Raw genomic sequence first — 15,518 nt, 5'->3', positions numbered from 1 at the left:
ACCGCAATTACGGCGGATTCGACTATAATTCGACGCGCTCAGTACAGGCTCAAGTGAATCCACTCGGAGTTGGCTCCTTCGAATCTTCGATTTGCTAACGTCACTTCTTAACCGAAAATTAGTAACTTTAATCCCTTAACTGACAGTTATACGAGACCGTTGCCATAATTTTGGATAACAGAAGAAAACACATAATTCTGGAAGACTTATTTGAAAGTCATAAGAAAGTTCATCTTTATGTACTTTTCTTGTTGCCTACCGCTTTCTTTATACTCGGAACGATATACAAAAGCGGATTTACTCAAGTATTATTTTTATTCGGACTATTGATTTGGTTATTCTTAGCAATATCATTCATTTTCGTTAAAAAGGGGCTCGTCAAAACTGACAGCGGAATTCATTTCGGATATTTTTGCTGGGGGCGATACGTTGGCAAGGACAAAAATAAATATTTAGACCGTCCGACTGTGACAATACTAAAGTTTAAAAAGCGACAGAAATTAGCCTTTATAAGCGCAGCAAATCCTGATTTCTCAAGTTCGTTTAACTCGTTTGACATTTATTTGCTTAACAAAAAACATACTAAAAAAGATAAATTAATCGGATTGAAAAATATTTCAAGAGCTAATTCTGCGATTGAATTTATGACCAAAAATTCTGACTTAAAATTTGAACTCTATAGTCCTGATTTTGAATAAAAAACTATTGCCAATGCCTAACCGCATTTATGGCGGATTCGACTATACTATGTTGCGCTCTGTACAGGCTCAAGTGAATCCACTCGAAGTTGGCTCGACCGAATCTTCGATTTGCTAACGTCAGTGCCTAACAAAAAATTAGTAACTTTAATCCCGTAACTGATGGTTATACGAGACCATTGTACACAATATTGAATATATGAAAAAAGTTTATTTTCTTATTATTCTATTAATTACTGTAATTATAAGTTGTAAAAATCTTGAGTCTAATAAAAAGGATTTCATTTGTAAAAACGGATCAAAAACAATCTCAGTTGAAATGGAAAACGGACAAGACTTTTTGATTTATGATAAGGTGATAAAAACAAATTTCGTTTGTAAAAATGTTGATCCGGTAGGTTTACTTATTCAAGGTGCTGGAATTAGACTGGTTGGTTCGAAGAATAAAAACATTATGAGAACTGAAATTAAAGTACCGAGCAACTATCTTGAAAAAGATACATTAACAATAATGGTTCGATATGGAGAAAACTACAAGAAAGAATGTGAATTTAACATCCCAATAAAAGAATCAGAATAATACTGTGCCCAACAATGCCTACCGCATTTACGGTGGATTCAACTATACTTCGATGCGCTCAGTACAGGCTCAAACAAATCTACTCGGAGTTGGCTCCGCCGAATCTTCGATTTGCTAACGTCAGTGCTAAACCGAAAATTAGTAACTTTAAATCCGTAACTGACGGTTATACGAGACCGTTGGCACCAATTTGAGAAATGAGAATACTAATTTTTTCAGCTTTTTTACTGATAATCATATTACTGATTAGATATTTCTCGTCTTCAAACTCAAAAATTGGCTTAAGATTACTTTCGATTTTTGGAATTATAATCGGTCTTTCAGCACTCGGATTGAATTCAGTATTTGATAGCACATTTGGAGCATCAACACCAGTTACCTTACGAATTGAAAACTTGACCGAAAAAGAACTAAAAATATACTCGATTGCGTTTTGGGACAATGCTTGGAGTGGAAAAGGAAATTACGCGACATATGGCGGTAAAATAAAACCGAATAAAAAAACAGAATTTGATTTTGAAAATGACGGTACGACTGAGTTTTGGGTAATTGGTAAAAACCAAAACAACGGAGTTGAGTACCTGAATGTAATAACAGAATCAAAAGGCGAATTTGATATTGAAATATTAGATAATTCAAAGTTTGATGAACAGAAAGCCAATTTAGCACAACAATTAACTTTCAAAACGGATAAAGCAACTCAAAGAACTCAATACTTAATTTGGACAAATGTAATTTTGACTGGAATACTGATTTTAACACTAATAAAAATAAAAACTGGTGCCAACAATGTATAACCACAATTTATTCACCCCAGCTCTTAATCAAAAACACTATCTTTAATTTCTCAAAGTAAGTTTATTAAAAATCTTTAAGCCTACCCATACCAGATGAGACTAACCTATTTGCTTGTGTGCTTTGTGCTTTTGAGCTGTAACACAAAAAATAAACCGGAAGAATTAAATACTGAAAGCCAAACTGAACAAAAAAATGATAAGATACAAGTGCTCAACTTTGGAACGTTTCACTTTGGCTATACTCCTGATGCTAATAAGACAGAGTTTGATGAGCACAGTGAAAAGGCACAAAAAGAAATTAGAGAAATTTCAAAAATGCTAGCAGCGTTTAAACCCACCATAATCTGCATTGAAAACTTACCAAAATATAACGATACAATTAATAAAGCCTATCAAGAGTTTTTAAGCAACCCATCTGAATTAAACACCACTTATGGTGAAAGCAGTATGATAGGTTTTGATGTAGGCAGATTAAGTAATGTAAGCACTATCTACGGGATAGATAACCACATGGGATACAATTATAGCGTTGGTGATTTTATTGAAAATAGCCCAGACTATAAGAACGCTATCGACTCAAAAACGTATTTACAACTCACAAATAATCCTTTTGCAGACTATCCAGAAATTGCTGCCCGAGAAGCCAACTATGACAACTTATCTTTACTTGAAAAACTAAAACTAATTAATGAACCCCTACACCTTGACTATTCTATAAACACCAATGCAGACAAACTTCTTTATGTAGGAATCGATGATGGGTTTGAAGGTGCAGATAATGCTGCCATCTTTTACCATAGAAATATGAAAATATACTCCAACCTCAACCGAATACCCATGACAACTCAAGACAGGGTTTTAATTATAATGGGGACCGCTCACACTGCTTTCTTGAGAGAATTTATAAAACGAAGCCCAAAGTTTGAAATGGTAAATACTTTAAACTATTTGAAATAATAAGTAATAAAATTACTTCTTTTCAACTTGAATTTTAGGCTTTGACTTGTTTTTTATAAACAATTCCCACAGAGCAAAACCAATAACCACAGCGTATTCTACCGCAATAAGAATTGGATTTTCGTCAAATCCGTCAACGCCATACGCGCTATAACTCAATACAATTAAAGCACTCCACACAACCGGAAATCTATAGTTTGTAAACAAACAAAGTAATAATGGCGTGGCAACATACCAAGGATGTACCGTAGTAGAAAGCAAGAAGTAAAATGAAACTCCAAAGAGCATCGCAGTGATTAATTTAGGTAGAGTTTCATTGCTTCGGAAGAAGGTAAGTATCAATATAAAAGTAATGACAAGTAGAGGCAAAATCTTACCAACCGTAGCTATAATATTCCAGCCAACAGTTTGAAAACCAATCCATCTAATGATGTAATAAATACTAGCATTAAATTCAAAATTTTGAAACCATAATCCAATAGTTGTTGTGAAATTCTGAAGAAATTCTGAAGAAAAAAACGGCAAGAAAGTTACAACAACCGTTAGTAAACAAACTGTATAAAACAGAATCAGTTTCTTTATTCCTAGTGAAGTGGAATTAGGTAAAGAATCATTTTTATCTTTCTTATTTTTCAAAAAGTAGTTGAAAAATAGCGGTAAAAATAACAATGGTAATAGTTTAACTGAAACGGAAATGCCAATTAAAACAGCCGCCCAAATCCATCTCCCTTTAGAAAATAAATACAATGCCCATAGTAAGAAAAACAACATTACAGCTTCAAAATGTAAATTTCCGGTAAGCTCAATAATGATAAATGGATTGATAAAATACCAAAAAATGGTATGTGGGTTTAAGTTGAGTGATTTTAATAATTTTCTTCCGAAGTAAAAAATACCAACATCGGCAAGAATCATAATAATGCGTAGTACTATTACAGAACCTAGTATGCTATTTTTTGAAAATAGTGCTGCTATTGAAAAAAACAACTGATTTACCGGTGGATAATTACTGAAATGACTAGCATTAAGTGCTCCCATTCCGGCTATGAGTTCTTTGGCTTGATTTACATTAATGTTTGGCAACAATCCCTTTTCATACATTTCGGGTGTAAACAGATACGGGTTAATGCCTTGCAAAAACAACCTACCGTCCCAAATAAATCGATAAAAATCTTGAGACAAATTAGGTATAGCAAGTAAAAAAACCATCCGAAAAACAATTCCGAATACAAAAAGAATCCAAAAATTACCTTTGGTAACTTGAATAAGTTTGTGAGCTAAAAAAAATAACGCTCCATATAGCGGAAATAGTTTTGCAACATCGCTTCGCTGCAAGTCATACCCAAAACTGATATATAAAGCCACACTTATTACTGCAAAAAGTAATGGTATTTTATACAGTTTTAAAAAATATAACATGGTGATTTTTTACTTCGGCTTATAGAGTACTTTCTGTTTTAAGTTAGTCTTGCCATTCTGCAATAAACAAATTTGTATCTCGCGTACCGCCATTATTTCTATTTGAAGAAAATACTAAATGTTTTCCGTCATTTGAAAAAACAGGAAATGCATCAAAAGTTTTACCGTGTGTAACGCGTTCTAGATTTTTTCCATCAATGTCAATTAAATATAAATTAAATGGAAATCCACGTTCTGCTTCAAAATTACTACTGAATAATACCTTCTCACCACTTGGATGAAAAAACGGCGCCCAATTTGCGTTTCCTAAGTTGGTGAGTTGGCGCAAATCGCTTCCGTCAGCATTACAAATATAAAGTTCCATTTCGGTAGGTTGTACTAGTCCTTTAGCCAATAAGTCTTTGTATTCTTTGATTTCAGAAGCTGTTTTTGGTCTAGAAGAACGGAAAATAAGTTTACTCCCATCTGGAGAAAAGAAAGCGCCGCCATCATACCCTAATTCGTCTGTAATTTGCTTTACATCACTGCCGTCTAGGTTCATTGTGTACAACTCAAGGTCACCACTTCTATCGCTTGTAAAAACAATCTTATCTCCTTTTGGTGATACTGTTGCTTCGGCATCATACCCTGGTTCATCTGTTAATTGTGCAGTTATATTACCTTCTAGATCTGCCACGAAGATGTCAAAACTGTCATATACCGGCCAAACGTATTTTCCGTTATTACGAAGTGGTACGTCTGGGCAAGCTTCATCTTTTAAATGCGTAGATGCGTATACTATATGCTTATTGTCTGGCATAAAGTAAGAGCAGGTTGTTCGTCCTTTTCCTGTGCTAACCATAGGTGGTTGTTTATTTTCAAAACTTTCGTCCACATTCATTAAAAACATTTGATCACATGACACACCCCAGCCATCATAATTTGATTGAAAAACCAGCTTTTTATCATCAAAACTCCAATAAGCTTCAGCATTATCGCCTCCAAAGGTTATTTGTCTAATAGACTTAAAGTGTTTTTCTTCAGGATAAATTAAACTATCACTTTTGGTGTTTGATACCATTTTATTTTCTTCAGAAGGTATTTCTTTAGTTTCTTTTTTCTCTTCTGATATGTTTTTACAAGAAGCAAAACACAATACCAATACAAATAGGTAGACAACTTTCATATTTTATTCTAATTTTGTGTAAAAATAAGGATATGAGACTATTTGTAACAGTTTTTTTAGCGGTAATATTACTTTCTTGTAAAGAAGAAAAAACAACCCCTGTTTCAATGAAAGAAGATGTATCTATTCTAGCCGATGATACTTTTAACGGTCGTAGAACGGGTACTGAAGGTGAAAAAAAAGCTGCAGAATATATAAAAAAACGCTTTACTAGTATTGGGTTACAGCCTAGAGGGTATGAAGGTAATTACACACAAACCTTTAGTTTTCGATCTAGTAGCGATCCCCACAAAGAAACAGAATTTACCAGCATTTCTGATAGTACCACAACAGGAACCAATGTTGTTGGTTATATTGATAATAAAGCAGAAAATACTGTAATTATTGGCGCTCATTATGATCACTTAGGAATGGGCGGTGAAGGGTCTTTATATCGTGAAGGTGAAGCTATTCATAATGGAGCTGATGATAACGCTAGTGGTGTAGCCATTTTATTAAAACTCGCTGAACACTTGCAAGCTAAGCAAAGCAAGGACAGTTTACAAAACAATAATTACTTGTTTATTGCTTTTTCAGGAGAAGAAGAAGGGTTGTTAGGCTCCAATTATTTTGTAAAAAATCCAACCATCGACACCAAAAAAGTAAGTTATATGATCAATATGGACATGGTAGGAAGGCTTAATGAAGAAAAAACTTTAGCTGTTCACGGCGTAGGTAGTTCGCCTGTTTTTAAGCAAACACTTTTTGCAAATAATGATGCTAATTTAAACATAGTAGAGCATGAAAGCGGCGTGGGACCAAGCGATCACACTTCGTTTTATTTGGCAGATATTCCGGTGCTTCACTTTTTTACGGGACAACACGAAGATTATCACAAACCGGGCGACGATGCAGAAAAACTGAACTATGAAGGTATGAAAATGGTATTTGACTATATTTTTAATATCATTTCAGATCTGGATGACAACGGTAAACTAGCCTTTAAAAAAACCAAAAACGAAAGCGAAGTAGTACCCGACTTTAAAGTAACCCTTGGTGTAGTACCCGATTATTTATTTGACGGTGAAGGCATGCGTATTGATGGTGTAAGTGAAGACCGCCCTGCACAAAAAGCAGGCTTGCAAAAAGGTGATGTTGTTAAAAAAATGGGGGAACATGAAATAACTGATATGATGAGTTATATGGAGTCACTTTCAAAATTTGAAAAAGGACAAACCGCTACAGTAACAATTGAAAGAGATGGAAAGTTGATTGAAGCTGAAGTGACTTTTTAAGGTAAAAATTCATTTTTACTAGCTTCTATTTTTCTGAAATGTTCATTTTCGGCTTCTGTTAATAATCTTGATTTTATTACAAACCGAATACCTAAAGGAATTTCTACTGAAAAACTTGAGCCACGACCCTTGGTAATATCCACAGTTAAATGTGTGTGTTTCCAGTATTCGTATTGGTCTTGATTCATATAAAATGATACTCCAGCAACTTCACCCAATAGAATATCACTTTCATCTAAATAAAAATCATCTTTTGAAATTAACATTGGTGACGAACCATCACAACAACCTCCACTTTGATGAAAGATAAGTTTGCCGTGTTGCTCTTTCATCTGTTCTACAATTTTCTTTGCCTCATCTGTAATTGCTACTCTGGTATTTTGCATAATCCTAATTTTATAATAAAGGCCGGAAATATGTTCCGGCCCGTTTAAAACAACTAAATTTTAAAAGAAACCTAACTTATTCTTATCATATGAAATAAGCATGTTTTTAGTTTGTCTATAATGATCGAGCATCATTTTATGGTTTTCACGTCCAATTCCAGATTTTTTATACCCGCCAAATGGTGCGTGAGCCGGATAAGCGTGATAATTGTTCACCCATACTCTACCCGCTTTTACCTCTCTAGAAATTTGATACGCTTGATGCATATCACGTGTCCATACACCTGCGCCTAGACCATATAAAGTATCATTTGCTATTTCAATAGCTTCGTCTTCATTTTTAAAGCTAGTTACACACACAACGGGGCCAAATATTTCTTCTTGAAATACTCTCATTTTGTTGTTTCCTTTAAAGATTGTTGGCTGAATGTAATAACCACCTTCTAGGCCTTCATTATAAGCTGCATCACCACCTGAAAGTACTTCACATCCTTCTTCTTTTCCTATGTTTATATAATTCAATATTTTTTCATATTGATCATTTGAAGCTTGTGCTCCCATCATAGTTTCAGGATCAAGCGGATGCCCAATTTTAATCGCTTTGGTACGTTCTACTACTCGCTCCATAAATTCATCAAAAATACTTTCTTCAACTAAAATTCGGGAAGGACAAGTACATACTTCACCTTGATTGAAAGCAAAAAGAACAGCTCCTTCAATTGCCTTGTCTAAAAACGCATCATCTGCATCCATCACACTTTTAAAGAAAATATTTGGTGATTTTCCGCCTAGCTCTAGCGTAACAGGGATTATGTTTTTGGAAGCATACTGCATAATCATTTGACCTGTGGTAGTTTCACCCGTAAAAGCAATTTTATTAATACGTGAGCTCGACGCTAAGGGTTTACCGGCTTCAAGACCAAAACCATTGATTATGTTTAAAACACCGGCAGGAATTACATCTTGAATTAATTCTGCCAAAATCATTATCCCTACAGGCGTTTGTTCGGCGGGTTTTAAAACCACACAATTTCCGGCAGCCAGAGCAGGAGCTAGCTTCCAGGCAGCCATGAGTATGGGAAAATTCCAAGGGATAATTTGTCCTACAACACCAAGCGGTTCCCAAATATTTAATGATACAGTGTTTTGATCTAATTCGCTAGCACCACCTTCCTCTGCACGTATTACACCTGCAAAATATCTAAAATGATCAACAGCCAAAGGTAAATCTGCATTGGTAGTTTCTCTAATAGGTTTCCCATTATCCCAAGTTTCGGCACGCGCCAATGTTTCTATGTTTTCTTCTATAATATCGGCAATTTTTAATAATACATTGCTTCGTTCAGTGGCTGACGTTTTGTTCCAAGTTTTAGCTGCTTCCCAAGCGGCATCCAAAGCTTTATCAACATCTTCTTTGGTAGATCGTGCTACTTTTGTAAAAGAATCACCATCAACCGGTGATATACTTTCAAAATAGTCACCTTTAACCGGTTTTACCCATTTTCCGCCTATGAAATTATCATAAGTGTCTTTAAAATTTGGTCGTTGTATAGCTTTTCCTTTTTCCGTTTTAATATCGCTCATAATGATAAAATTTTAGGTGTTATTTTATTATTTTTATAATCTTTTTAAAGATATTTTATTATATTATTAAACTATTGCACAATACTATTGAAACATAACACATTTCTGTTTTTTTAGATTTTTTCTGAAATTTTTCATTACTATTGAATATGAATCATTCCTTAGCCAGGCATAGAGAAACCCGAAAGCTTTTCACTCTTGTTGAAAACAGAACCACCTATAATGCAGAGTATTCTGAGTTAAATATTTTTGAAACCCATAAAGTTGCAGAACGTGTTTCGCTTACCTTTGACTTTCCGGTTATTGCGAGTATGCTTACAGGAAAAAAAATAATGCACCTTGAAAATTTGCCAGCGTTTGATTTTCTTCCAGGCGAATCTGTAGTAATGCCTGCTGATAAAGAAATGGTTATAGATTTTCCTATTGCTACCAAAAACAGCCCTACACAATGTTTGGCCCTAGGTATTGATCCAGAAAAAATAAGTGAAGTTGCTTTAAAATTTAATCAACACGTACAAATTGAAAATGAAAATAATAAATGGAATCTTGAAGAAGGGATGGCTTCTCACCTTACCAATCAAACTGAGGTGAATTACTTGATTGATCGATTGGTTAATACATTTACCCAAAACTCTACTTCAAAAGATGTTTTGCTTGATTTAATGATTCAAGAGTTAATTGTACGACTGCTTCAAACTAAAGCAAAATATACCATTTTAAATGATCATCTAGAGATATTTAGCGATACACGTATAGGCTCAGTAGTAAAGTATATTAAAGAAAACTTAACCGATAAAAGTATAAGCATAGACAAGCTCGCAGAAAAAGCATACATGAGTACGTCTAATTTTCATAAAAAGTTTAAAAACACCTTAGGTATCTCACCTATTGATTTTATGAATTCTGAAAAAATAAAATTTGCAAAAAAGTTGATGAAGAAAAACCGAAATATGCTTATTTCAGAAATAGCGTTTAAATCGGGTTTTAACAATGTAAGTTACTTTAACCGTCAATTTAAAAAACTTGAATTAATGACGCCACAACAGTTTAGACAATCGTTTTCTTGATTAGGTTCTACTCAACAAGCTCTTAAAAAATACAAAGCCAAAACCTATAAAAAGCATCAAGTGAAACGGAAATAAACCAAAATCGCCATCTTCTTTTCCTACCACAAAAGCACTATACATTCCAAAGGCGAAATAGAGCATTAAAATACCTTCAATAATAGTATTACCTGATACATTTTTGGTTAAGTATTTATTGCCTTTCCAACTTTCTTTTAATGTTGAAATATTAAATTTTGGAGTTCGTATAAAGTCACTTTTCTTACCAAAATGCCCTTCTAGTACCGCAATAGAATTATGCACTGAAAAGCCCATCGCCACAGAAAAAAATGTAAAGAACATTCCAATATATTTCAGAAAATTTTTAAATCCACCGCCGTGTATCTTTGAGTATGTAAGCCAATAACACATAAAAAAGATAACCGTACTAAAGGCAAACCCGGCTAGTATATAAAACACCACTGCCCATTCTGGATGTGCAGCTTTAATATAAAGCATCGGCACACTTAAAACAGCAACTGTCAATATTAATAAAAACATGCTACTGTTGAGCAAATGAAAAAAACTGTGAAATTTTGTTTTAAATGACACAGAGGGATCTTTTAAAAGCTTTACATAAAGTTTTTGGAAATTTTCAGCAGCGCCTTTATTCCATCTAAATTGTTGCGACTTCGCTGCGCTTATCACCACAGGCAATTCGGCTGGGGTTTCTACATCTTCCAAATATTTAAACTTCCATTTTTTGAGTTGGGCGCGGTAACTCAAATCTAAGTCTTCGGTAAGTGTATCGCCTTCCCAGTTTCCTGCATCGATGATACAGCTTTTGCGCCACACACCCGCAGTACCATTGAAGTTGATAAAGTGATTGCCAAAATTGCGACCAACTTGTTCTAGTACAAAGTGAAAATCTAGTGCAAAGGCTTGTATTTTGGTCAACAAAGAATAATCTCTATTTATGTGCCCCCAACGCGTTTGAACGACTCCTATTTTTTCATCTTTAAAAAAGGGTATTGTTTGTTGTAACCAATCTTTTTTCGGAAGGAAATCTGCATCAAAAATGGCAATAAATTCTCCTTTGGCAGTTTTTAAACCCTCTTTCAAAGCACCTGCCTTAAAACCAATTCGTTCTTTTCGGTGAATGTGAAGTATGTCTAGCCCCGAAGCTCTTAATGTTTCAATATGAGCAGCTGTTTTTTGAAAAGATTCGTCTGTAGAATCGTCAAGCACTTGTATTTCAAGCTTATCACTTGGATAGTCAATTTTTGCAATATTATTTAAAAGGCGCTCCATTACATACAACTCATTATAAACGGGAAGTTGAATGGTTACAAAAGGAATTTCTTCAGAATTTGAAAAATCAAAAACCGGCGCTGTTTTATTAGCCTTCTTTGCTTTTAAGTAATTAACAAAAAGGTTGAGCTGTGCCAAAGCATATAAAAAAATGAGCAGTAATGCTACAGAATAAATTATAACAATGCTTATATCCAGTATCATTTTTTAAAACTGTATTTGAAGATCCAAGTAAGGATTTTTATGCCCGCAAAGATAGCACCTTTTACCGTTCCTGAAACTTTTGAAACACCTATTCTATTTCTATAATGAACAGGGACTTCTATGTAACTAAAATTTTGTTTTAATGCTTTTAACTGCATTTCTACAGTCCAACCATACGTTTTGTCTTCCATATTGAGCGCAAGCAACTTGTCATACTTTATAGCTCTAAAGGGTCCTAGATCTGTAAATTTTGAATTAAAAAAAAGTCGCATTAATGAAGTAGCTAACCAATTACCAAACTTTTGCGGAAAGGTCATAGAACCATCTTCACGTAACTTTTTATCCCTAGCACCTATCACAAAATCAATATCATCATCAAGTATTGGTGCTACGATTTTTGTGAGTTCTTCTGGATAATCGCTATAATCACCATCTAGAAAAACAATAATATCAGGCAGATTACTTTGTTGAGAAATGTAATGCATTCCTTTCAAACAAGCATAACCATATCCTCGTTTCTCTTCTGAAAGTACGGTTGCGCCTGCTTTTTTTGCAACCTCCATTGTTGCATCTGTTGAGTTATTACTTACTACAACTACCTCATCAACCCTATTTGGAATATCACCTATAACTTTGCCAATAGAATCGGCTTCATTATAGGCCGGAATAATAACTTTTATGCTAGTAGACATACTTTGTATTAAAAATGAAAGAAGAAGAAATTTAGTTTTATTGCGTACAACTCCTTATTTTGAATTTACATAATTCATTAAATTAACGTCGTTGCCCAAAAGCACTTCATTTGAATCAATACGCCCTTTTAAAGAACCATTTTCTAGTTTTAAAACACCTCGCGGACACACAGCCGAGCAAATTCCGCAACCCACACAGGAACTGCGAACAATGTTTTCCCCTTTTTGAGCATAGGCTTTAACGTCAATTCCCATCTCGCAATAGGTAGAACAATTACCACAAGAGATACATTGACCGCCATTGGTTGTAATTCTGAAACGAGAGAACAAACGTTGCTGAAAACCTAAAATAGCAGCCATAGGGCATCCAAAGCGACACCAAACCCGGCTTCCGAAAATAGGGTAAAAACCAACACCTATAACACCGCTAAACATCGCCCCAATTATAAACCCATATGTTTGTCTCAACTCATAAGCCGGAAAGAAGAATAATTTTCCTGGCGAACTAACATACGTAAACACCAATATTGATATAACAACCACAAAATATCCTATTGCTCCATACTTAGCATCTTTTGCTAATTGCTCTCTTCTGAAAAGCATCACTCCTCCAAAAACAAGTGTGAGTAAACCTATAACAAACCAGATAAAAAACTCTTTTGAGATCCAGAGGTTATCAAAAAAGGAGGTTTCTACACCATCTTCAATTGTGATATATTCACCTGAGGCCGAATCAACTAATAGAGAAGCGCTTAGTCCGTTTTTTAAGCGGTTTAATGCCGCTGTATTTTCAGCTTCAGAAACCGTATAAAAAGGAATTGTAATCCCTTCTGAAGAAGTTAATGTTGGTCCAGCAACCGATTCGTTTTTATTGATAAAAACTACTTGACTTGCTTTTGCCTGTTGTGCAGCCAGCACACGCTCGTGTATGGGTTTACCTTGAGCGTCACTCATAAAAACCACTTTATTTTCTAGATTGCTCCACTCACTAATAGATTGTGATTCATTTGCTTGTAAATAACTAAAAACAACTGCTGTTGTCATTACCGTTACAAAAACAACCACACTGTGTACAACCCATCGCTCTACCTTCCAGGCAACCATACGTTTATCAGAAAGGTGGCGAAAAGGATCACCGGCAGTCTCTGCAAGACCTCCGCAACCACAAACCCACGAGCAATACCAGCGTTTTCCATATTTGTATGTGAGAATGGGAGTGATAACAAAAACCGAAAGAATACCGAATATAAGCATAATGAGTCCTACGTCTCCGGCACTTAAAAATTCATCAATTTTATAGCCTGCAAATAGTTCATAATTGAGAGGCCAGATATTTTTAAAGTCGTAATAGGGTTGATTTAACCTTACAAGAAGCTCGGGAATGATAAAAGCAAAACTCAACTGAAAAAACATCACCGAAAAGGTTCTAATAACTTCATATCTATTATGACGGTATTTCCAGATAAACTTTATACCAAAGACGAGAATTGCCAAAGTATATAACGTTCCGTATAAAAACCACTGACTTGCGGGATTACCACTTAAAAGCTTACTCAACGGATCAAAAAGCGAGATTACTCCAGTATTATCACCGTCTTTAACCAATCCTAAATATTGCGGAAACCAATAGAGTGCCACATAAAATAACGTTAAAGCTATACCTAAAACCCAAGCCCAAAACCCTCGAGAGGAAAGTGACTTAAAATAAACTCCGTGGTTTTTAATCCCCTCATGTTTAGTGAGGTACTCTTCTCTTGAAAACCAGATGGTTCCTACAGTCATAGCCAATAAAGACACACTCAACCAAAGTGTTTTATTAGGAAAACCAACATTAAAAACAGCTAGAAGCAATATTAAAAGTCCTGTAAGACCAATAAAACTCGCTATTTTTTGCTTAGTGTTTATTGTTTTTGGTGGCTGTCCAGTCAAGGACATATCTCGTTGTACGGTACTCATAATTTTAAACTGTTACAGTTTGTTGATTAGTAAAAGCTGATATTATTTCGGCTTCGTTACGTTTATAAAATTCTGGATCAAAGTTTGCTTTCTTTAAATTTTGCATTACATAACGTATGTCACGTTTTTCAGAAAGCCATTGATTAAACACTTCGTGCCGCATTCGTATTCCGAAGGTGTTAATTCCTAAAAATTGATGGGTTTCTTTATGATATGATACAGTAATGCATTTTAAATCACTTTTACATTTCCAATGAAACTGTGCTTCAAAGTCTTTTCTTCTTCTTTCCGGTTGTACCCAGCCGTAGGTTTGGTACTCAATATCAAAAAATTTGGCACTATTAAACCAATGACCGGGATTGTATTCCCAAGGATTACCGCATATTGTTTGCGCGACGGTTTCACCCATCATTCGGCCTGTATACCAAACAGCTTCAACGGCAGGACGACTATTAATAGGTTCTCGTTGTTGTGCACAATCGCCTATGGCATAAACATCTTCTATATTTGTTTCTAGCTTCCGGTTTACTAAAATTCCTTTATCGGTTTCAATACCAGAATTTTTTAAGAAAGATATATTAGGTTTTACACCTGTTGTAATCCCAACAACATTACAAGGTATTTCTTCTTTGGTTTCTTTAGTAAGTACAGCACGAACGTTTCCATTAGTATCTCCCAAAATTTTATCGAGATTGGTTTGATGCTTAATAGTCACACCGTGTGACTGAATGTGTCTCGACAACATTTCGGCCTCTGGCTTGGGTAAAGCGCTAGTCCAAAACGCATCTTCGCGTACTAACATGGTTACGTTAATATCTCGCGTTCGAAGCATTTCAGCAAGTTCAACACCTATTAATCCTCCTCCAACAATTACTGCATTGGGACACTCCTTTTTATTTGGAGCATTTTCTTCTAGTTGCTCTAAATCTTGTTTCGTAACCAACCCTTGAACACCTTTTAAGTCAAGTCCCTCCCACCCAAAGGTGTTTGTACTTGACCCTGAGGCAATAATTAATTTATCATACAGCATGGATTGTCCTTGAGAAAAGTAGAGTGTTTTGTTGTTAGTATCTATTTTTTCTACGTATGCATTTTTAAGATTGATATTGTTTTTTTTCCAAAAATGGGATTCGTAAGGCTCTATATCCCACCATCTCATATGCCCCATATAAACGTACATTAACGCGGTACGTGAAAAGAAATAATCTGCCTCAGCCGATATTATTGTAATTTTGTTATCAGAATTTTTCCGAATGTGTCTAGCTGCTGTGACGCCTGCAATGCCATTACCAATAATAACAATATGTTCCATATAATAGTGAAGTATTGTTTCTGTGTCGGTATTAAATGTACGGAATTACACGCATATTGAAATATAATTACCAATTGATCCTAATTAATCATGAAAATAAAGTTTTTGAATTTTCATAAATCTCGTATTTTTCCATAGTA

At 34.9% G+C, this 15,518-nt stretch carries 14 protein-coding genes; 6 read left to right on the top strand and 8 right to left on the bottom strand.

The genetic code is table 11. From position 1 onward, the window contains the following. Nucleotides 1-170: 170 nt before the first annotated feature. From INR76_RS05715 to INR76_RS05700, 4 genes are all read left to right on the top strand, one after another. Nucleotides 171-698, top strand: coding sequence for a hypothetical protein (locus tag INR76_RS05715; protein WP_223109699.1), 528 nt, complete (start codon nt 171-173; stop codon nt 696-698). 199 nt (nt 699-897) lie between these two features. Continuing rightward, nucleotides 898-1,278, top strand: a complete 381-nt coding sequence (locus INR76_RS05710) for a hypothetical protein (RefSeq protein WP_223109698.1) — start codon at nt 898-900, stop codon at nt 1,276-1,278. A 395-nt stretch (nt 1,279-1,673) separates the two neighbouring features. Beyond that, nucleotides 1,674-2,075: a hypothetical protein gene (locus tag INR76_RS05705; RefSeq protein ID WP_223109697.1), complete on the top strand. Its 402-nt coding sequence runs from the start codon at nt 1,674-1,676 to the stop codon at nt 2,073-2,075. Nucleotides 2,076-2,198: 123 nt separating this feature from the next. After that, nucleotides 2,199-3,032, top strand: coding sequence for a DUF5694 domain-containing protein (locus INR76_RS05700; protein WP_370632434.1), 834 nt, complete (start codon nt 2,199-2,201; stop codon nt 3,030-3,032). Nucleotides 3,033-3,044: 12 nt separating this feature from the next. Here the strand turns inward: INR76_RS05700 and INR76_RS05695 are convergent, their stop codons facing one another. After that, entirely contained in the window at nt 3,045-4,451 is a 1,407-nt protein-coding gene (locus tag INR76_RS05695; protein ID WP_223109695.1) for a glycosyltransferase 87 family protein, read from the bottom strand. 43 nt (nt 4,452-4,494) lie between these two features. Next, complete coding sequence (locus INR76_RS05690; RefSeq protein ID WP_223109694.1) at nt 4,495-5,616, bottom strand: hypothetical protein; 1,122 nt, start codon at nt 5,614-5,616, stop codon at nt 4,495-4,497. 32 nt (nt 5,617-5,648) lie between these two features. Between INR76_RS05690 and INR76_RS05685 the strand changes: the two genes are divergently transcribed. Then, on the top strand, nt 5,649-6,890 hold the full coding sequence (locus tag INR76_RS05685) for a M20/M25/M40 family metallo-hydrolase (protein WP_223109693.1): 1,242 nt from the start codon (nt 5,649-5,651) through the stop codon (nt 6,888-6,890). Here INR76_RS05685 and INR76_RS05680 read toward each other — a convergent pair. Both INR76_RS05680 and INR76_RS05675 read right to left on the bottom strand, forming a co-directional pair. Then, complete coding sequence (locus tag INR76_RS05680; RefSeq protein ID WP_223109692.1) at nt 6,887-7,276, bottom strand: DUF779 domain-containing protein; 390 nt, start codon at nt 7,274-7,276, stop codon at nt 6,887-6,889. The two genes, INR76_RS05685 and INR76_RS05680, sit on opposite strands and share 4 nt — an antisense overlap. Nucleotides 7,277-7,336: 60 nt before the next feature. After that, on the bottom strand, nt 7,337-8,860 hold the full coding sequence (locus INR76_RS05675; protein WP_223109691.1) for an aldehyde dehydrogenase family protein: 1,524 nt from the start codon (nt 8,858-8,860) through the stop codon (nt 7,337-7,339). 149 nt (nt 8,861-9,009) lie between these two features. Between INR76_RS05675 and INR76_RS05670 the strand changes: the two genes are divergently transcribed. After that, entirely contained in the window at nt 9,010-9,927 is a 918-nt protein-coding gene (locus tag INR76_RS05670; RefSeq protein ID WP_223109690.1) for an AraC family transcriptional regulator, read from the top strand. Here INR76_RS05670 and INR76_RS05665 read toward each other — a convergent pair whose 3' ends face one another. Genes INR76_RS05665 through INR76_RS05650 form a run of 4 tightly spaced genes read right to left on the bottom strand, consistent with a single transcriptional unit; the run spans nt 9,928 to nt 15,378 of the window. Next, nucleotides 9,928-11,418, bottom strand: coding sequence for a cellulose synthase family protein (locus INR76_RS05665; protein WP_223109689.1), 1,491 nt, complete (start codon nt 11,416-11,418; stop codon nt 9,928-9,930). Continuing rightward, nucleotides 11,415-12,110, bottom strand: a complete 696-nt coding sequence (locus INR76_RS05660) for a glycosyltransferase family 2 protein (RefSeq protein WP_223109688.1) — start codon at nt 12,108-12,110, stop codon at nt 11,415-11,417. The genes INR76_RS05665 and INR76_RS05660 overlap by 4 nt, the downstream gene beginning before the upstream one ends. Nucleotides 12,111-12,164: 54 nt before the next feature. Further along, a complete protein-coding gene (locus tag INR76_RS05655; RefSeq protein ID WP_223109687.1) occupies nt 12,165-14,066 on the bottom strand; it encodes a 4Fe-4S dicluster domain-containing protein in 1,902 nt (633 codons plus the stop codon). Nucleotides 14,067-14,070: 4 nt separating this feature from the next. Next, entirely contained in the window at nt 14,071-15,378 is a 1,308-nt protein-coding gene (locus INR76_RS05650) for an NAD(P)/FAD-dependent oxidoreductase (RefSeq protein ID WP_223109686.1), read from the bottom strand. Nucleotides 15,379-15,518 lie beyond the last annotated feature (140 nt).

Source organism: Marixanthomonas sp. SCSIO 43207 (assembly GCF_019904255.1).
Taxonomy (GTDB): domain Bacteria; phylum Bacteroidota; class Bacteroidia; order Flavobacteriales; family Flavobacteriaceae; genus Marixanthomonas.
This window is presented reverse-complemented; position numbering and strand designations above follow the sequence as displayed.